The sequence below is a fragment of the uncultured Ruminococcus sp. genome, assembly GCF_947301925.1.
Taxonomy (GTDB): Bacteria; Bacillota; Clostridia; order Oscillospirales; family Ruminococcaceae; genus Ruminococcus.
In genome coordinates this window covers 99,316-118,779 of sequence record NZ_CAMYUE010000003.1, presented here as the reverse complement: position 1 = coordinate 118,779, position 19,464 = coordinate 99,316, and the positions used below count along the sequence as shown (strand labels likewise).

The following is a 19,464-nucleotide window of genomic DNA, read 5'->3' as shown; positions in this document are numbered from 1 at the left end:
TGTTCACCTTTTAATAAACTTTATGTATTCTGAGCATCCTTTCAGCAGGTCTGCGTTCATTTTCTGCCTGTTCAGGCCAATATCTCTTTTTGTTATAAACTATCTGTCCCAGAGCACGTCTGCTCGGAATATGTCCGTCAGGAGCACTGCAAAGGATCATGTGTACATTTGTGCCTCCGAACCCGAATGAACTTATAGCCGCTCTTGCCATATCTCTGTCAGAACGCCACTTTTCAGCCTTATCTGCCACATAGAATGGTGAATCGTCAAACCTGAAACGCGGATTGGGAGTTATACAGTTCAGCGTCGGAGGTATCAAACGATTATGTATTGCCAGTGATGTCTTTATAAATCCCGAAACGCCCGCTGCGCTCATCAGATGTCCTATATTGGTTTTTACACTGCCTACAGCACAGTATCTCTTTTCATCACAGAACGAAGAATATACCTCTGACAGCGCCTTCAGCTCAATTGGATCACCGATCATTGTTCCTGTACCATGAGTCTCCACATATCCGATAGTAGAAGGATCTATATCAGCTCTGTCAATCGCGGTCATTATTATATCCTTCTGTGCTTTAAGATTCGGGGTTGTGATGCCCATGGTCTTTCCGTCATTATTTGCAACCGAAGCCTCAATAACGGCATATATCTTATCGCCGTCATGAACCGCACTTTCATACTCCTTCAAAAGTACCGCACCACAGCCCTCACCCGGAACAAAACCGTTTGCACGCTCATCGAAGGTATAGCACTTTCCGTCTGGTGACAGCGCTTTTGCGCTGCTCAGCAGGATATACGGCTTTTCATCCAGAAGTATCTCCGTTCCTCCGACAATGGCCATCTCTGCCTCTCCGTCCAATATGCTCCTGCAGCCAAGATGTATACTCATAAGAGATGACGAGCAAGCTGAATCAACTGTGAACGCCGGGCCTTTCAGATCAAGGAACTGAGCAACATGAGCAACAATGAAATTCTGTCCCATTCCTGTGATGGAATGTGCCGAATCAGTGTGATATTTCTCACTAAACGGTCCTGAACGTGCACCGGCAATAATGCTTATTTTTCTGCCTGCTATCTCTTCGCGTGTGTAACCTGCATCATCAAAAGTCTCCGCAGTTACTTCCAGGAACTGTCTTACCAACGGATCAAGATACACTGCATCATTCTCGGGAATATTGAAGAACCCTGGGTCAAACAGCTCTATATTTTCTATGAATCCGCCCCATCTGCTGATTGTCCTGCCTTTGCAATGTCTGTCGGAATAATAATCTCTCCATTTCCACCTTGACGAAGGTATCTCGGAAATACAATCTACACCGTTAACAATATTGTCCCAGAATCTCTGAATGTTCTCAGAACCGGGGAAATGACAGGCCATACCAATAACAGCCACTTTTTTCTTTTTATCAGTCTGATATTTTTCATTTGTTACGGAGGAATGTATATCTTCTCTTAATGTATCAGCTGAAGTGTCCTGCTCAGCCGAAGGTGTCCTGATCTCAAAATTATTTCTGATGTAATCACTCATTTTCCTTATTGAAGGATAATCAACAAATGCTGAAGGATCCATAACTATATCCAGTTTTTCCTCCAAATTCTGCATTACATCTATCATAATTATGGAATCGATACCCAAATCGTAAAAATCATCGTCATAGTCTATGTTCTCCATGCCTGTTTCAGCTGAAATGGCTTCCATGACAGTCTTTTCAATGCTGTCGCAGTTGGCAAAGCTCTTAACTTCCCTGGCTTCCGGTACCTCTGAAACAAACTGGCGCGGACTTACACTAAAGGCCTTCTGTATATCACAGTCATCACCAAGAACAGGAAGAACAGCAGCCGCATCCGACGCTATCACCCTGTCCAGAATGTCGATTCCCTCATCATAGGATATGCTTCTGAAGCCCATATCATAAAACTTTGACGTCTTGAGGGCTCCCATGGCAGTATCTGACCATACAGGCCAGAAAACCGCGTGTGCCCCTTTGAAATTCGCTGCGATATATCCTGCAAAATACTCGGAAAAAGCATTCGCCGAAGCATAATCCGTCACACCCGCTCCAAGCTCGGGAATAAACGCCGAAACCGACGAGAACATCACAAAGAAATCGAGATCAGCATCTTTCAGCGCATTGTAAAGATTTCTTGTTCCCGATACTTTGGGAGCAAAGGTCTTTTCAAAGTCTGATACACTTTTCTGTATAAACGACGGATTGCTGCTGCCAACGCAGCCTGCACAGTGGATAACGCCACTTACAGGGCTGCTGCACAAGATATTGCCTACAGCATCATTAACGGCTCTGCTGTCTGAAAGATCAACACGGTATTGAGTTATCTTAGTGCCGTTCTTCTCTGCATAACCCAGGACATCGGCGGGAATATCTCTGCTGCGAACAAATGCTGCTATACTGCTAACGCCTTTGCTTATCAGGTGCTTTATGAGCTGAACGCCAATGTCTCCCGCAGCACCTGTTATGATATAAGTGCCGTTTTTATGGAATACAGCCTTTTCAGGTGGTAGTTCCAGCTCTGACACTGCCGGAAGGAATCGTTTATTCCTTCGATAGCATATCTCTGTCATTTCCGTATCGTTTTCCATTTCAAAAGCAGCGATCTCTGTTATCCTGCTGATATCAAACACATCAGTATCCACTGTTTTGATAATGCTTCTTCTGCACTCAGCTCCCAGAAGTTTATATATTCCTGTCAGCTCTGCACCGTCAGGCGATACTTCTTCATTGCAAAAGGGAAACATTCCCACAGTAAAATGGAAAATATAAACTGTCCTCTTTTTATTATCGGCAATAAAACTTTTCAGGAACTCTAACCTGTCTGTATAAATCCCCGGATCGTTACAATCTATATCAGCAAGATCTATGACGGTATCATACGAAGACATATCACTATGATCAAACAGGTTTGGAAGGTCATGTACATCAACTATTGTATATCCGTTTTTGCTCCGGAAATACTCTGATACATTATCTGAAATACGGTTGTTTGATATAACAAGGCAGTTATGAGATGCTTTTATAGTACTGCCGCCATAGTAAGGCGTCTCTGTGAACTTCTTTCCATAGAAATGCACAGACTTTTTTTTCTCGCCGCTCCAGAATGATTTCAAATCAAACTGATACGCAGGCATTGAGATCTTATTAAAGTCTTTTTCTATTGTCAGATCCGTACCGTTTTCAAAATCAGCTGCCAGCTTCTGAACTGTTTCGGGTGATACCTCCGCGTCATTGAGGTATAGCTCCGTAATATCAACAGTATCCTTCTTTCTTTTTATAACATGGTACTCTCTGCTGCTTTCCGATAAAAATCTGCTGATCTGAGCTGCAAGGTCACTTATACTATCTGCTGCAAATGCCTTTCTGAAGCTGTACTGATCTCTGCATCCTATCAGCGATGCCGATACCTCAAACGGGGAGACTTCATTATTGCTTCCGAGCCATGCCGCCATCTGCTCAAGAGTCTTTTCCAAAGAAACCTTTGTCTTCGCCGAAAAGATAAAAAGATACCGTTTCTTTAAAGGTGAAGGAACTCTGTTATCCTTGTGATCTCTTATAACAACATGGGCATTGGTTCCGCTGACGCCAAAAGCACTGACAGCAGCAAATCTGTCATCCGCTCTCCACGGACGTGTCTCGGTGTTCACATAAAACGGACTGTTGGAAAAGTCTATATTTTCATTAGCCTGCTCATAATTAAGAGATGGAACGTAAAGTGAATTCTTGACGCAGAGAACTGCCTTTATAAATCCTGCTATGCCGGAAGCAGACAATAAATGCCCGATATTTGTCTTTACGGAACCTATTGCACAGAATTGTTTTTCATCAGAAGACTTACCGAACACCTCGGAAAGTGCGTCTACTTCAATCGGATCGCCCAATTTCGTACCGCTTCCATGCGCTTCCACATACCCTATCCTGTCAGGAGTTATACCATATGAAGAATATACGTCCTTGACAAGCTCAGACTGAGACGGTCCGCTTGGGGATGTTATGCCGTTTGTTTTACCGTCGTAATTGCAGCCGCTTCCGCATATAACGGCGTATATATCGTCTTTATCCCTTATGGCCTGCTTCAAAGGCTTCAGTACAACAGCAGCCGCACCTTCTCCGGGTACAAATCCGTCTGCGCTGTTATCAAAGGTATGGCATTTTCCTGTTGGCGACAGCATCTTTGCATTACTTGTGCTCACGTAAAAATCCGAGGACGGGATAAGATATACTCCGCCTGCCAGAGCAATGGAGCATTTATGGTTCCTGAGACTTTCACAGGCCATATCTATGGCTACAAGTGAAGAAGAACAGGCTGTATCAACGGCTATATTCACTCCCCGGAGATTGAGAAAATACGATATCCTTGCAGCAAGTACTGATGAGATATTGCCTAAAAAGAAATGTGCATTATGCTTGTCAGCCTTGTTCCCGATGGCAGTACCATATTCACTGCTTCCGCAGCCTACAAAAACTCCGCAGTCCGAGCCGTAAAGCTCATCCGAGCGATATCCTGCATCAACAAAGGCGTTATATGCCTCCATCAGGAACAATCTCTGCTGAGGATCCATCTCCTCGGCTTCCTTTGGAGTGACATGGAAAAATGCCTCGTCGAACAATGATATGTCGTCAATGAGAGCCCCCCACTTGCTGTAGCTTGTATTCTTCCTGTTGTCAGAAGAATAATAATCCTCTTCCTTCCATCTGGTGACCTCCCTGACAGAATTCCTGCCGCTTCTGAGGTTTTCCCAGAATACGCGGTAATCAGGGGCGTCAGGGAAATTCAGTGATATACCTATTACAGCTATTTCATCTACTTTATCATCTGAGATGTCTTCGGCAGTGATTTTTTCAGATCCTGATACAGTATCATTACCTATAACAAACTTTTCACTGATATGTTCTGTAAGAACATTCAGGGTAGAGTAATTGAAGAGCGCTGTCTTTGGCAGTTCGATACAAAGTTCCGAATTAATCTCCTTGATAATATCAATTACAGTTATGGAGTCCATTCCGTATTCTGCGAATGGTATATCTCCCAAGATATCATCATCAGAGACCCGAAGGATCTTCTTTAAAGCATTCACTATTGCCGAATATATCTTTTCCTTACTGTCATAAGGCGACCTCTTAACCGGTTCAAAAGCCTTTTCGGTAACAGACTGTGAAGCTTTTTTTCTTTTCGGCCAGTACACGTTTTCCTCAAACTCATAGGTCGGCAAAGATATCCTGAAACATTCCCTGTCCTCGAATAATCCGCTGAAATCAGGTTCTTTTACCGAATAATAACTTTTTAACGCCTCGTCATCAGACACAGTAATGCTTTCAGAAGAGTTCATATCACAGAACTCTTCATCTGTGATACCGTTAAGCTTTTCCAACAGCTCTCCGATACTGCTGCACCAGAAGCCATAGCGCACCGCCATATGCTCTCTTCCCACAGCAAGAGTATATGAGATATCCTGAAGCCTTATTTCCTGCCTGTTTTTCCTGATAAATTCACTCAGGCTGTCTATCCTTGCTCTCAACTGCTTCTTTTTTCTGCCTGAAAGAAGAATAAGTGATCTTTTATCATCAGGCGCACCGCGTTTCTCATTATAGTTTTCGACTACAAGATGGCAATTTGTTCCGCTGAATCCGAATGCGCTGAGCGCCATAAGATAGCTTTTTCCGACTTCGATCTTCTGATTTTTATCAGCCACATAAAACGGACTTCCCGCAAAATCAATATGCTCATTGGCCGTGCTGTAATTCAGAGTCGCAGGTATTTCTCCGTTCTTCATGCACAAAAGCAGCTTAATAAGACCTGACACACCGGAAGCAATCGTACAATGACCTATATTAGACTTTACAGAGCCTACTGCACAGTAATTCTTCCTGTCAGTATACTCCCTGAAAGCTTCTGAGAGTGCCTTTATCTCTATCGGATCCCCCAACTCTGTTCCCGTCCCGTGAGCCTCAATATATATAATCCTTTCGGGATCAATACCATATTTTCTGTAAACGCTCTTTTCCAGTTCACATTGAGATGAGATACTCGGAGCGGTTATACCGTTTGTCTTTCCGTCCTGATTGATGCTTATTCCCTTGATAACGCCATAGATATGATCCTTTTCCTTTAAAGCCTTATCAAGCGGTTTGAGCAATACCAAAGCTGCACCTTCACTGAGAACAGTTCCGTCGGCACTGTTGTCAAAAGGTCTGCACACGCCGGATTTCGACAGCATATTAAGATTGCAGGCACGTCTGAGAAGACTCGGATCAGGGAAAAGAGAGATACCACCAGCTATAGCCATGTCACATGTACCCTCATTTATATTCATACATGCCATATGCAAAGCCGAAAGACTTGAAGAACAAGCTGTTTCCACAGATATGCTCGGTCCCTTGAGATCAAGGTAATAAGCTATTCTGGATGCTAAAACAGATGGGGCCATGCCAATGAGAGCATCTCCCTCGTTTTCCAGACCGGCATCCTTCAGTACACTGAGATAGTCACCCGAAACAGCGCCTGCAAACACTCCGCATCTGCTGCCTCTGAGCTCAGCCGGCGAATAGCCTGCATCTTCAAAGAGCTTCCAGCATTCCTCAAGAAATATTCGCTGCTGCGGATCCATTATTTCCGCTTCTTTGGGAGATATCGAAAAGAACAACGGATCGAATCTGTCGATACTATCAAGCATTCCCGCTTTTTTACAGTAAAGATCGTCTATACATTCTTTAAACCTGTCAGTTGATATATCCTTTACACTGCAAACACCGTTTTTAAGGTTATCCCAGAAACTTTCAGGATCATTGGCACCCGGAAGCCTGCACGCAATACCTATCACAGCTATATCAACACTATTGCTATTCTTGCTGTCAGCCTCCATAATCTTTATCAATTCGAGGCCCTGCTCAGCCGAAATACTCTTCTGTTTTATTAATTCAAGTACCTTCTTACGATTCATAGTCTCCATAAAAAACTTTTCCCATCCTTTTTACGAATCAATAGCGTTTACACCCGTTTATTCATCCCAGGGGAACTTCTTGTAATTGATGAAATTATAGATATTCTTCTGTACCTTATCACTCAGGATAACATCTGCACTCTCTCTTGCAGCCAGTTTTTCCATATCCTCATCTATCATCCATATCTTTCTGTAATAGCTCTTTATCCGCTCGATAGTCGAGCAATCCATCCTGTATATCCTTGATAACAGGGCCCTTGCCTCTCTTTCGGTATTGCTGCTCATAGCGTCAATTATGCCATGCTGCAATGCCTGCTCTGCCGTTATGGGAAGAGCTGTAAGCGACATACGATAAGCCTGACTGAATCCGGCTTTCCTTATAAGATAAGGCGCTACCATGGCTGGAATGATTCCCCATATGGCTTCGGATAAGCTGAATCTTGCCTCCGGAACGGCAACTGCCAGATCACTTGCTGCAACCAGCCCCATTCCCCCTGCCATTACCTCTCCGTTGATTTCTGCAACAATCACCTTAGACACAGTCGAGATCAGCTTCAAAAGCTCCATATAGTATACAGTAAAATCAGAGCTGTGCTCTCCGGAAACGCATTGATTGAAATCCATTCCCGTACAGAATTTGTCATTGATACCAGTAATGATTATTACTTTCACATCGTTATCGTTCAGGGTAGCCTCTATAGCGCATCTGAGTTCCTTCACAAGCTCCATAGAAAGACTGTTTTTTTGCTTCGGACGGTTGATTACGATTCTGATCCCACCGTATATATTGCTGACTAAGATATTCTTATAATCCATTTCATATCAACTCCAACGATATATTCTGTGAAAATCAGAAATACTGTCCAGTACCAGACGACCTCTGCCTTTGAAAAAATGATCATATATCTTCTGATAATTTGAGGTCTCGAACTTGTAGTTCTGAACACCGAACATATGCTTCATATTTTCATCAAGTATATTATCATACTCCTGCATATCAAGAACGTATCTTTTATCGAGCTCACCCTTAATATTCATCTTTGAAAGAGCTACCTTTGAATCAGGTGAGATTATACCGCTGTAGAACTCAGCAGAGCTTCCTGAACCGTAAGAATACATACTTATACGCTTTTTGACTCTTATATCCTCAGAATCTATAAGTCCGCACAGTGCAAGATACACTGTTGCAGCATACACATTCCCGACCTCTTGACAATAGTAAAGAGAAGGAAGCACTCTTTTATCAAAATCTCTCTCTATCTCATCCTTTGACAAGTTAGTGTGCTCTCTCATGAGCTTTCTGTGGGCTCCCTTCACCATACCGCCAAAAGGAGCATGGAACACCATATATCCGAAAGTATCAAGGATGTTGACTCCCCTGATTTTCTCTGTGTATGCGTTATAACAGTTTTCAAGGCAGTCAAGATAGGCCAGCAGGGATAAATCTGCATCTCCTGTTTCCAACTCGGGACGCGGACGGCAGGTATCCATTATTTCGCGGCCGTATATGCCATATGCTCCCTGGTCCAGTTCCAGCACATGAGGATGTGAGCTTATGAGCATTGCAATTGCCCCTGTTGCCTGAGATGGCTCGGCATACGAACCTCTTGCAGCCTCTCTTGAAACGTCGGAGGATATGACCAGTGCCTTGGCATCATGTGATACATTGGAGGCTATGAATGAACTTGCCATTTTAAATGCAGCTGTACCTGCATAACACGCCTGCTTTACCTCAAACAACCTGCACTTATTGCTTAGGCCGAGATAGTCATGTATATATGTGCTCATTGACTTTCCGAAATCTATACCTGATTCACTGGAAGTTATTACAAGCTCTATCTTGTTTTTTTCTTCCGCGGAAAGACTATCTATTATAGGCTTGGCAGCATTTACTCCGTGCGTTACAGGATCCTCACAGGGCAAAGCCACAGACTTCTTATCAATGAGAAGATTTGAAAAACGGCTTTTATCAAGATTTCTTCCTTCAAAAATATCACTTACATTTATATACGCACCGCCGCCGTAAAAATTTATCGCTTCGATTCCGACTCTCATTCTCTTTTATCCTGCATAAAATGCAGGATACCTCCTTTCAGAATTATCCCTCCAGCGCTTTCAGCACTATTGATGTATTGAACCCGCCAAAGCCAAAGGAATTGCTTAATGCATACATGATCCTTTGCTCTGACGACTTTCCCATTACAAAATCAAGTCCCTGGTCTATGGGAGCGTTCAGGTTGATATTCGGATGAACAAAACCGCCTCGCATCTGTATAACTGTGCTTATACATTCGCATACACCTGCCGAAAAAAGGCAGTGACCGATTATACTCTTTGTTGAGTTTATCCTGATATCAGCAGCATGTCTGCCGAACACTTCTCTGATCGCTCTGACTTCACTTTCATCTCCCAGCGGAGAACCTGTACCATGTGCGTTTATATAATCAATTTCTTCGCCCTCTATACCTGCTGTCTCAATTGCAGCTCTCATTGCTCTCGCTTCACCATCGGGATCGCATTCCGGACCGTGATTGCCGTCAAGGACTATACTTCCACCCGCAAGTTCCGCCAGCGCATCAGCTTTTTCCACTGTATCGGAGGCCTCAAGGACAATACATCCTGCCCCCTGTCCATAAATAAAACCGTCGTGATTTTTGTCGAAAGGACGATAAACAGAGCCTGCCGGGATTGAAGCATCCTTTCCGCCAAGAGCTCCGAGATTTGCAAATGCGTGTTTTTCTATGCAAGAAAGATCAGCTGCTGCACCTAAAACAAGACACACATCACAACCACCGTATTTTATAAGGTTATATCCCTGTATAATGGCCGAATTGCCGCTCGCAGAAGCACTTCCCAGAGAAAATCCGAAGCCCTTAACAGAAAGGAGCTCGCTGATGACTCCTATATGATATGTGTCCATAAACCGGAAAGCATAGGACGGAGAGATGAATTCAGGCTGATCAGCGAAATCAGAAGCTATCCTTAACTGCTCGTTCAAGGAAAGATTTGAGCCTGCGAGAATAATACCTATTCTGGTATTGTCGATCTCTCTCTCCTCCATGCCTGCTTGTGCCCAGGCCTCAAGAGAAGTAAGTATCGAATACTTTATTCCCTCAGGTGCACGCCTTCCCAGCGATACAGCCTTTTTCTTCAGTTCATCCGAAACATCAAGTCGGTCAATATGCCCCCTGAAGTCCAATTCCTTAATAAAGGCTCCGAATGATATCTGCCCATTTTCTTCAGAAGACTTTGTGATACCGCATCTGCCATTATACAGTGCATCTCTGAATCCTTCAACGTTTTCCGAGACAGAATTCAGTGATCCCATTCCTGTTATGAGAACAGATCTGTTACTTTTCTGATCTCTCATATAAGAAATCCACCATTTCCTGAATATTCTTTATATTCGCAAACTCAAGCATATTGATCTTTACGCCGATCTTTCTCATTGTCTCGACAATGATCTCCATTCTGTCCACAGAATTTGCTCCGAGATCACGAAGACTCTCTTGAACGTTGATCTCACTCTCGTCCATGTCCATTATATCTGCAATATTAGCAAAAAGAATGCTTTTAATCTGATCCTTATCCATTTTAATTCCTCCTGATAATAATTATTATTTATTTAATGTAGCTGCCTATCATTTTCTCAAGCAGCGTTGCCGTTCCTTCCATAAGGAAAATACCGATACTGTCAACATGCCTGTTCTTCCAGCTTTCCAGCTCCGTTCCCTTTACACATTCGTTGAAAGCACCGAGAGCGGGACCACAGTGTATCTGAAAATTGACTTTGTTATCAATATCTCCTGATATCGCCGAGACCGTGGCATTATGGAAATACCAGCGAAATATCAATGACATACGATACTTCGGATTATTATCCGCTTTTCTGATAATTTCCTGATCGTAATGCTGCTTTACCTTGTTATACACATCGTCAAACGAACACTTAAAGTATTTCGATTCAAGATTTTTCCTTGTAGCCTCGTCAAGCTCTTCGAGAGACTCGTTATTACAATAGAGTGAATAGAGCTTGTTGGCCCTTGCATGGAAGAATCCCCCCTTCTTTACCACTTGTACCTTTGCGCCATATTCAAACATATCTCCCGCAGGTGCATAACCTGTGTCCTGTACACCTGTATTCTGAAGGATATCCTTGACAACATCACTGGTATCAGCTTCAACAGTACACTGGTTCAGTGAACCGGTCAAAACATAGTCTGCACCAAGCATGAACATTGCAAGCATTGCCTCGGGCGTTCCTATTCCTCCGGCTGCACCGATATAGATCTGTTTAGCATACTTATATTTTTTCATGCATTTTTCGCATATTCTTTTTATAGCAGGAAAAAGTGCAAGAGCTACACCCTGATCGGTATGTCCTCCCGAATCCGCTTCAACTGTTATCGCATCAGCTACAGGAAGTGAAGCAGCAATATCTGCCTGAAGCTTTGTTATCTTCCCCATTGCAACAAGATCATTCAGCAGCTTCTGCGGTGCAGGACTCATAAAGGCTTCCGCCACCTCAGGTCTGGAGATCTTGGCAAATATCCTGTTTTTGCAGACTATACTTCCTGTCTGGTCTACCGATAGCCCCTTTGCCTTATAATATACCAGAGGCAAAGTTATGCTCATAAATGCCGCAGACTCTATAATTCGGACATCTTCCCTGATGAAAAGCTCAACAAGTTCAAGCTGTTTTCTCATATCATCAGGATCAAAAAGAAAGTTGACACCAAATACGCCATCCGTAACAGATGATCGGATTGTTTGTATACCTTCTTTTATCTTGTCAAAGGACTGTCCTCCCGTGCCGAGAAATCCAAGCATTCCTGCATTTGCCAAGCGGGTCACCATCCTGGGAGAAGCGATGCCCTTGTACATTCCTCCGCCAAGGTAAGAATATTTCAGTCCGAATTCCTGCCTGAACGCCTTGTTTCCAAGATCCGAAGCGGTAAATCGTTTTTCTGCCCCCGTCTCAGCTTCAGGAACTCTTTCTGCTTCAACAGGCAAATCATCAAGGATATTCTTCATTCTCTCCTCTACCGACATAGGCTCGCACTTTCTCTTTATCACCATCATAAGAGAGTAAACTGTGTCTCCGGGTCCGATCTGCTCAAATACGGGCTCGTTTTCGGCAAGAAGGTATCTTATACTTTCTACCCATCTGACGCCATGCGACATCTGCTCCCTCAGTGTCTCCTTTATTCGGAGATCATCGTACGGACGTGCGGTATAGTTTGAGATAACAGGTATCTGAAGCTTGTTGAAGGTTACCTTATCAAGGTATTCTGCAAACTTATCTTGAGCTGCTTTCATATATTTTCTATGATGGAATGCGCCGCTCACATTCAAAACAACATACTTTCTTGCGCCTGCGTCCATATACAGCTGCTCCGCTGCAATAATATCATCTCTTTTGCCTGACAGTATTATCTGAACGGGAGAATTGATATTGGCAATCTGAAGATCTGTCAGGCCATTTTCTGTAAGGATATTACTGATGGTCTCCTCATCAAGGCCTATGACTGCCGCCATTGCGCCGCCTTTTATCTCGGACATGAGCTGACCGCGTATCTTTACCAGTCTGAGACCGTCCTCGAAAGAAAAGGCTCCTGCTGCAAATAAAGCGTCATACTCGCCAAGGCTGTGACCGAGAACAAAATCAGGCTTTCTTCCGGTCTTCTTGATTTTTTTCAGATAACTCAGCGCATTGACAACATAGAGTGCAGGCTGCGTGTAGTCTGTCCTGTTTAGTTTTCCTTCGCTGTCGTTCAGACAAAGGTCCCTTATGGAATATCCCAATACCTCATCAGCGAGTCTTACATATTCAGGGAATTCATCAAACAGCTCCTCACCCATACCTTTTTTCTGCGAGCCCTGTCCGGGAAATGCATATATAAGTGTATCGGTCATTTTTTCATTCCTTTCCGTATAGTTTTCTTTTTCCACCATATTAAACTTGATCTTCTCGTAGTTATTCTTGAAACTCTCTGAAAAATCACGCATTATGGAGGCCATTGCTACAATATCTGTCGAAGCATCCCTTCGATCGTTATATCTGATAAAGTTTGCCATCGTACCTGTAAAACACAGATCTACATACTGTTTAGGTCCTGTTTTTTCGGCAGCTTCAAAAGCCTTCTGAACCTGCATTGCTTTTACAGGAATATCAAGCATATGCTCAAAATCGATACTTTTTGTTATCTCTCCGGTAAGGCATGAAATAACAGGTATCTTCGGCACTCCCACAGATATTGCTCCTTCGAGCTGCTTCATTTCATCCCTTGATCTCATACACAGTGACGAATGAAATGGATAGCTCACTTGAAGCTCCTGAAAAATAATCTTTTTCTTCTTCAGGAATTCTGTCACATCTGCTGTTTTATCCTGTGCCGCCGAAACTATAAAGTTACCGCTGTAATTAACACCTGCAAGCTCGCAGTTCAGATTCAGCTCATTATTATCATAATAGAACGATCTGTCAGCAAAAACGGATATCATTCTCCCGTATTCAACAGTTTTCTGAACTATCTGAGCGTGTTTTATTACGAATCTCAGTGCATCTTCCGCCGAAACAGCTCCGGAAACAGCCAGAGCAACGATTTCGCCAAGGCTGCACCCCATTACATAATCAGGCTCCACACCTTTGGATATCATTGTCTGAGCAAGTGAATACTCGGTCATGAATATAGCAGGATGAGTTGTCCCGAGATCTGTAAAATCATCTGTTTTTCTGTGATCTTCATCATATATCCTGTCTATAACCGAAAAGCCGCATTCCTTCCTGACGATATCGTCCAGCCGCAGCATATTCTGTCTGAAAACAAGATCTTTATTGAACAGATCAGCTCCCATATGATAATAATGAGTTCCCTGTCCTGCAAACATAAAAACAATAGGTTTATACATCTTTACTTCCTTTTCATGTCGATAAACGAAATTTATTCTGCAAATTCCTTCATAAACTCTTTTACATCTGCAACTATCTTTACATCCGCAATATTAAATATAGGAGCATTCTCATTATTATTCACTGCTATTATTTGTCTGGAATTCCTTATGCCCACAAGATGCTGATTAGCTCCTGATATACCGAAGGCTATGTACAGATCAGGCGCTATGCTGCATCCCGACTGACCGACCTGAAGCTTTTTAGGCAGCAGACCGTCATCAACGACGCATTTTGTTCCAACAACAACAGCATTGTATTTTTTTCCGGCCTGACATATCATATCAAAGGTCTCTCTATCCTTTACTCCTCTGCCCACACCGAATACTATCTTTGCATTATCCAGATCAGTATTGTTTTCACACACTCTTTTAACGCTGTTTATGATCTCATATGCAGGATCTGCAATGAAGCTGCCCGTATATTCCCATTTCCTTATATTCAGCTCTTTTGGAGCATTTATCTCAGTTTCAACAAAAGCATTCTTCTTTACTGTGCAGGTACAACACTGAGAATTGATACATATTATCCGCGCCTGTACAGAATCGCTCATAGCCGCGCGTTCAAAGACAAATCCGTTTTCCTCTTCAAAGCATATATCTATACAATCAGCGGTAAGCCCGACTTCAAATCTTGATGCGAATAACGAAGAAAGCGTTTTTGAAAAATCAGTATTTGTGAACATTATGATATCAGCTCCTATCGAACTGTATATATCACTCAGTATATCCAGCCACACTTTCTCATCTTTTGTCTCACATTGCTGATATACGACTTCATCTGCACCGTATAATGCACACCTTTTCAGTTCGTCATCTGAGGCGTTTCCGATAAATACCGCCTGAACACTGCCATTGCTTTCTTTGCTGAGCTGATATGCCTTTGAAATAAGCTGTCCTGTAAAACTGTCTACATGATCAAAGGCATCACATACGACCCAAATTTTTCTTTTATCCATATGCCACCTCAATTACTGCTGTAAAAGCTTTTTTACATGATCTGCTTTTTCTTTAATGCTGCCGCCGATCTCAATACTTTCTTTTTTATAAATGATGTTTACGGAGTTTATCACCTTTGTCTTTGAACCGGATGCTCCGCAATCCGTTGAGGCTATCCCCAGTTCTTCCGCACTGATGATTTTATATTCCCATTTCTGCGCTCTTTTAAGTGCAATGACGTTCAGATTTGATGCATATGTAAGAAAGCTGTCCACACTTAGCAGGAAAGGATACCTGCATCTGACAGTCATTTCCTGTCTTTCATCCCGTCTCACTATAACAGCTGAATCATTGCCGAAACTTTCAATATCTGCTACGGACGAAAAATAAGTGATGCCAAGCTTTTCAGACAACTCCGCAGGCACCTGACCTGTTTCTCCGTCTATAGCGTGTCCGCCGCATATTACCGCGTCTGCATCGGGAATATACTTTTTTATTGCCGCAGTGAGAGTTTTTGTGGTCGCAATGGTATCGGCCTGCGCAAATTTAATATCGTTCAGCCAGTATATGTCATCACAAACCAGAGCTTTGCTCCTTATCAGTCCGTCTCTTGCGCTCTCTCCGCCCATGCAAATACCGATCACGCTGATATCCGAGCTTTTCTTGAGCTCAGCAAGCTTCTCAAGCACAAAAAGATCATAGGGATTTATAATAAGACCGCCTGCTTCTGCATTGATAAGCTTTCCGGGCACCATTTTAAGGCAAACAACTATTTTTATCATTTATAATGACTCCCCGTTTGTTGTGAAGTTATAGATGGTATTCTTCTGCATTTCATTTGTTCCCGAATATATACTGCAGGCCAGCGCATCACGCAACTCACGTTCGATGTCATATTCCTTGGTATAGCCATATCCACCGAAGATCTGCATTGCGTCACGGCAGGTCTTTATGTATGCCTTACTCACATAGAGCTTGAAAATAGAGGTATCGATAAATGCAGTCTTCATATTATCCTTTAGATCAACTATTCGGTAAAGCATGGCTCTTGACATCTCGATACCCACCTTCATATCGGCTATCTTATGGGAAACAGCCTGATAATCACCGATAGGCCTGCCGAACTGCTTTCTTGATCTTACATGCTCTATACATCTTTCCATTACTCTTCTCATCGCACCGATATGAGGAACAAACTCGAAGCACCTTTCCCATTCAAGAGCCATCGTCATAATAAGCGAACCAAAATTGTATCTACCCAGAACGTTTTCCTTTGGAATAATACAGTTATCAAATACGATTTCCGAAGTCGGACACGAGCCGAGTCCCATTTTTTCAATATCCGCACCTATCTTCACGCCCGGAAAATCCTTTTCGACTACAAAAGCCGTGAAGCTTTTGTTATTCTCTTCTCCTGTGCGTGCAAAAACGATGAAGATATCCGCGATTGGTCCGTTGGATATGAACGCCTTGCTGCCATTGAGAATATAACCATCATCGGTCTTTTCAGCCTTTGTAACCATGCTCAGAGCATCGGATCCCGATTCTGCCTCTGTTATGCAGATAGCTCCTATTCTTTTTCCAGCGGTCATATCGCAAAGATACTTATCCTTCAGCTTCTCAGAGCCGTAAAGATATATCAGATTCTGGGATACCCAGATATGATTGTTCACTACAAAAACGAACCCGTTGTTCTTACAGCTGTATCCAAGATTCTCAAAAACCGCCGCTGCGGTATGATAGCTTTCACCGAGTCCGCCGTACTTTTCATCAACAGTTATACCAAGCAGTCCGAAATCTGCGATCTTTTTCCACATTTCAGGCGAGAACTTTTCAAGATACTCGGGATCGTTAAGATTATTCTCAGCAAATTCCCTGACTGCCTCTATAAGCTGCATTTCTTCATTTGTGTTCATAATGCTCCTCCAAAAATCAAAAATCTATATTGGCATCAACATTGATATAATCGGGATACTTAAAAGGCTTCTCGGCTTCCGAAACAAGTTGTATCACATCACCGTTCTTCGATATCTCCCTGAACCCTGTGAACTTGTATGTAACGTACATGATCCTGTTACGGTCAGTTGAAATAAAATCTGCATAAAGCTTTACATTTGAATCAATTGCAGAATTCACAATATACTTCAGAAGAACAGAGCCTACGCCCTTTGACATAACACGGCAGGACATAAGGAGCATTTTCAGATGCCATTTGTCATCTTCCTTTTCAATAACCGATACTCCTATTTTTCCGTAATCACCATACTTATCGATAAGCTGAACAACAATAACCTCATACTTGTCAGAGCCGATCATTTCATTAAGCTCATCAAAGGAATAGACAGTACCTGTCGAATTGAGCTGATGTGTCCTTACAGTAAGTTCTTCAACTCGTTTAAGGTCTTCCTTCTGCGCTCGTCTTATTATAAATCGCATTCCCAAAGTGCTCAGAAATTCCTCGGAAGTGCCTTCAAACCTTGATTCTTCATCATTTCTGACTATATCGTTCATGTAAAGATGACGTCTGTTCTTTGAATCCTCGGTGATATACAAGGGAATAAATTCATCCATATCAGGGATAGCATCCGCTTTTTCGGCATTTATACAAAGAACTTCGGGGATATTGAAGCTTACTTCATCAATCTCAAACTGCTGATCGTCAACAAAGGCGATCGCATCTATGCCGAAATTAAATGACTTGCAGATAGTTCTGATATTCTCTGACTTAGGATTCCAGTTTATCTGAGGGTATAGGAAATACTCGTCTATGCCGAACTCCTTCAGCTTTTCCATAGTATAACCTGCATCATTCTTGCTGCATACAGACTGAAGGATTCCTCTTCTGTCCAATTCCTTGATGATATCAACTATATTCGGCTTTAATGTGACATCCCCCTCTGTCAGGGCTCCGTCCCAGACAGTATTGTCAAGATCCCATACAACACATTTTATCTTTCCCATTTATGCTCTCCTTTTGCAAATATACTAAAAATGATATAATCATGTACTCCGCAATTTCATCTGTCAGTAGTATCAATAATACTCAAAAAAACCTTTACCGCTTTTCCTTCCAAGAAGGCCGCTGTCCACCATTTTTCTGAGGAGAGGTGAACATCTGTACTTAGGATCTTGATAATTCTGGTAAAGCACGTTAAGCGAGTACATTACGGTATCAAGTCCGATGAGATCGGCAGTATGGAGCGGTCCCATACTGTGATGAAAACCCTCGGTAAATATCTGATCTATCTGCTCGGGGGTTGCAACTCCTTCCATAACAAGGTTTATAGCCTCGTTCATAAATAAATGGGACAATCTGTTTGAAACGAATCCGACACTGTCATTAATTACAGTGCAGTCGATCTCGATCTCCTTCAAAAAGCTTTTCACTTTTTCTATCGTATCATCAGATGTAAAATTCCCCTTTATGACCTCTGCAAACTTCTGAAGCGGTACAGGATTCATGAAATGTACACCGATAACTTTTTCAGAATTATCAAGCCACTTTGCTATCTTGGTTATGGATATACAGGAGGTATTGGCCATACAGATACAGGTTTCGGATACTATATCGCGCAGCTTCCTGTATACCTCATATTTCATATTTTCATCTTCGGGGATATTTTCGATAATATGATCGCATACGCTCAATGCAGAATAATCATCCGTCACGCTTAACAGACTCATGGCATTACCTATATCTGTATTATCCTTATTAGTGATCCTTGCGATCATCATATTCCTTTGGATCCTGTTTTTTACGTTGCTTACTACAGAAGCATCGTTATCCACAAGTACGACTTCTTTATCATAGCATATCATTTTCTGAGCTATGCCCATTCCCATTACGCCGGCTCCGATTATACCTACTTTCTTTACTTCCATTTTTCTCCTCCTTGATCATTTCACAACATAATACTGCTGCATCACTTAAAATCAAATATATTGCTCTGATTTGCCCTTTGCCTGAAAGCAACGAACTGGTCCATTCTTTCAATTGAAAAATAAATATTGCTTTTATAAAGCTCTCTGATAGTCTTGCCGAAACTGCTTCCGTATGAATGTGCAGGAAAGACCTTTACACCGTCATCAAGCTCTTTGAGTCGCTGGACGCTTCTGAACATCTCGCACGGATCCGCACCGTCTCCGAAACATAGGCCGCACCCCTCTATGAATAATGTGTCACCGGTAAAAAGCGCACCGTCTACAAGATAGCAGGTACTTCCTTTTGTATGCCCGGGGGTTACCATGCAGTTTACTTCAAGGTTACCGAGAATAATTACTTCATTATCACAGAAAACTCTTTGACCTTTGCAGCTGAAATCATAGTATTCAGCCTCTTCGGAAGAAATATAAACGCTTGCATCGTATTCCGCAACAAGCCTGTCCACGCCGCAGACATGATCCACATGGGAATGAGTCAGCAGCACCGCATCAAGCTCATAATCCGTATTCAACAGAAAAAGTTCAAGATCGGATGTATTCCATGAAGGGTCTATGATTCCCACCTTTCCTGTCGAATCATCTATTATGATATACGAATAATTGATCATTCCCATATAGGATGACCGTATCATATATACTCTGGATTTTGAATAATATACAAGTTTCATATTTCTCAC

Annotated in this window: 12 protein-coding genes; all 12 read right to left on the bottom strand. The window is 42.5% G+C overall.

The genetic code is table 11. The features are described from left to right. Positions 1–10: 10 nt before the first annotated feature. The 12 genes from Q0Y65_RS06165 to Q0Y65_RS06110 all read right to left on the bottom strand — a co-directional run bounded on the left by Q0Y65_RS06165 (position 11) and on the right by Q0Y65_RS06110 (position 19,401). On the bottom strand, positions 11–6,964 hold the full coding sequence (locus tag Q0Y65_RS06165) for an SDR family NAD(P)-dependent oxidoreductase (RefSeq protein WP_297958234.1): 6,954 nt from the start codon (positions 6,962–6,964) through the stop codon (positions 11–13). Positions 6,965–7,012: 48 nt separating this feature from the next. Continuing rightward, a complete protein-coding gene (locus tag Q0Y65_RS06160; protein WP_297958232.1) occupies positions 7,013–7,771 on the bottom strand; it encodes an enoyl-CoA hydratase-related protein in 759 nt (252 codons plus the stop codon). A gap of 6 nt (positions 7,772–7,777) precedes the next feature. Beyond that, positions 7,778–9,010, bottom strand: coding sequence for a hydroxymethylglutaryl-CoA synthase family protein (locus Q0Y65_RS06155; RefSeq protein WP_297958230.1), 1,233 nt, complete (start codon positions 9,008–9,010; stop codon positions 7,778–7,780). Positions 9,011–9,053: 43 nt separating this feature from the next. Then, the gene (locus Q0Y65_RS06150; protein ID WP_297958229.1) at positions 9,054–10,325 is read right to left on the bottom strand and encodes a beta-ketoacyl synthase N-terminal-like domain-containing protein; all 1,272 of its coding nucleotides are present in this window, start codon (positions 10,323–10,325) and stop codon (positions 9,054–9,056) included. After that, on the bottom strand, positions 10,306–10,548 hold the full coding sequence (locus Q0Y65_RS06145; RefSeq protein ID WP_297958227.1) for a phosphopantetheine-binding protein: 243 nt from the start codon (positions 10,546–10,548) through the stop codon (positions 10,306–10,308). Before Q0Y65_RS06145 ends, Q0Y65_RS06150 begins: the two co-directional genes overlap by 20 nt. A gap of 28 nt (positions 10,549–10,576) precedes the next feature. After that, positions 10,577–13,867, bottom strand: coding sequence for an ACP S-malonyltransferase (fabD, locus tag Q0Y65_RS06140; RefSeq protein ID WP_297958226.1), 3,291 nt, complete (start codon positions 13,865–13,867; stop codon positions 10,577–10,579). A gap of 32 nt (positions 13,868–13,899) precedes the next feature. Continuing rightward, a complete protein-coding gene (locus Q0Y65_RS06135; RefSeq protein WP_297958224.1) occupies positions 13,900–14,865 on the bottom strand; it encodes an electron transfer flavoprotein subunit alpha/FixB family protein in 966 nt (321 codons plus the stop codon). 12 nt (positions 14,866–14,877) lie between these two features. Continuing rightward, positions 14,878–15,627 carry an electron transfer flavoprotein subunit beta/FixA family protein gene (locus tag Q0Y65_RS06130; protein ID WP_297958222.1) on the bottom strand — a complete coding sequence of 250 codons (750 nt, stop codon included), beginning with the start codon at positions 15,625–15,627 and terminating at the stop codon, positions 14,878–14,880. Next, on the bottom strand, positions 15,628–16,761 hold the full coding sequence (locus tag Q0Y65_RS06125; protein ID WP_297958220.1) for an acyl-CoA dehydrogenase family protein: 1,134 nt from the start codon (positions 16,759–16,761) through the stop codon (positions 15,628–15,630). It abuts the gene before it with no gap. A 16-nt stretch (positions 16,762–16,777) separates the two neighbouring features. After that, positions 16,778–17,806: an HAD family hydrolase gene (locus Q0Y65_RS06120; RefSeq protein ID WP_297958219.1), complete on the bottom strand. Its 1,029-nt coding sequence runs from the start codon at positions 17,804–17,806 to the stop codon at positions 16,778–16,780. A gap of 72 nt (positions 17,807–17,878) precedes the next feature. Next, positions 17,879–18,727 carry a 3-hydroxyacyl-CoA dehydrogenase family protein gene (locus tag Q0Y65_RS06115; RefSeq protein WP_297958218.1) on the bottom strand — a complete coding sequence of 283 codons (849 nt, stop codon included), beginning with the start codon at positions 18,725–18,727 and terminating at the stop codon, positions 17,879–17,881. Between the two features lie 41 nt (positions 18,728–18,768). Further along, positions 18,769–19,401, bottom strand: a complete 633-nt coding sequence (locus tag Q0Y65_RS06110) for an MBL fold metallo-hydrolase (protein ID WP_297958216.1) — start codon at positions 19,399–19,401, stop codon at positions 18,769–18,771. Positions 19,402–19,464: the final 63 nt, after the last annotated feature.

Excerpts from the sequence above, each read along its gene's own strand:
- Q0Y65_RS06165 (WP_297958234.1), bottom strand. The coding sequence starts at position 6,964 with ATGGAGACTATGAATCGTAAGAAGGTACTTGAATTAATAAAACAGAAG.
- Q0Y65_RS06160 (WP_297958232.1), bottom strand. The coding sequence starts at position 7,771 with ATGGATTATAAGAATATCTTAGTCAGCAATATATACGGTGGGATCAGA.
- Q0Y65_RS06155 (WP_297958230.1), bottom strand. The coding sequence starts at position 9,010 with ATGAGAGTCGGAATCGAAGCGATAAATTTTTACGGCGGCGGTGCGTAT.
- Q0Y65_RS06150 (WP_297958229.1), bottom strand. The coding sequence starts at position 10,325 with ATGAGAGATCAGAAAAGTAACAGATCTGTTCTCATAACAGGAATGGGA.
- Q0Y65_RS06145 (WP_297958227.1), bottom strand. The coding sequence starts at position 10,548 with ATGGATAAGGATCAGATTAAAAGCATTCTTTTTGCTAATATTGCAGAT.
- fabD (WP_297958226.1), bottom strand. The coding sequence starts at position 13,867 with ATGTATAAACCTATTGTTTTTATGTTTGCAGGACAGGGAACTCATTAT.
- Q0Y65_RS06135 (WP_297958224.1), bottom strand. The coding sequence starts at position 14,865 with ATGGATAAAAGAAAAATTTGGGTCGTATGTGATGCCTTTGATCATGTA.
- Q0Y65_RS06130 (WP_297958222.1), bottom strand. The coding sequence starts at position 15,627 with ATGATAAAAATAGTTGTTTGCCTTAAAATGGTGCCCGGAAAGCTTATC.
- Q0Y65_RS06125 (WP_297958220.1), bottom strand. The coding sequence starts at position 16,761 with ATGAACACAAATGAAGAAATGCAGCTTATAGAGGCAGTCAGGGAATTT.
- Q0Y65_RS06120 (WP_297958219.1), bottom strand. The coding sequence starts at position 17,806 with ATGGGAAAGATAAAATGTGTTGTATGGGATCTTGACAATACTGTCTGG.
- Q0Y65_RS06115 (WP_297958218.1), bottom strand. The coding sequence starts at position 18,727 with ATGGAAGTAAAGAAAGTAGGTATAATCGGAGCCGGCGTAATGGGAATG.
- Q0Y65_RS06110 (WP_297958216.1), bottom strand. The coding sequence starts at position 19,401 with ATGGGAATGATCAATTATTCGTATATCATAATAGATGATTCGACAGGA.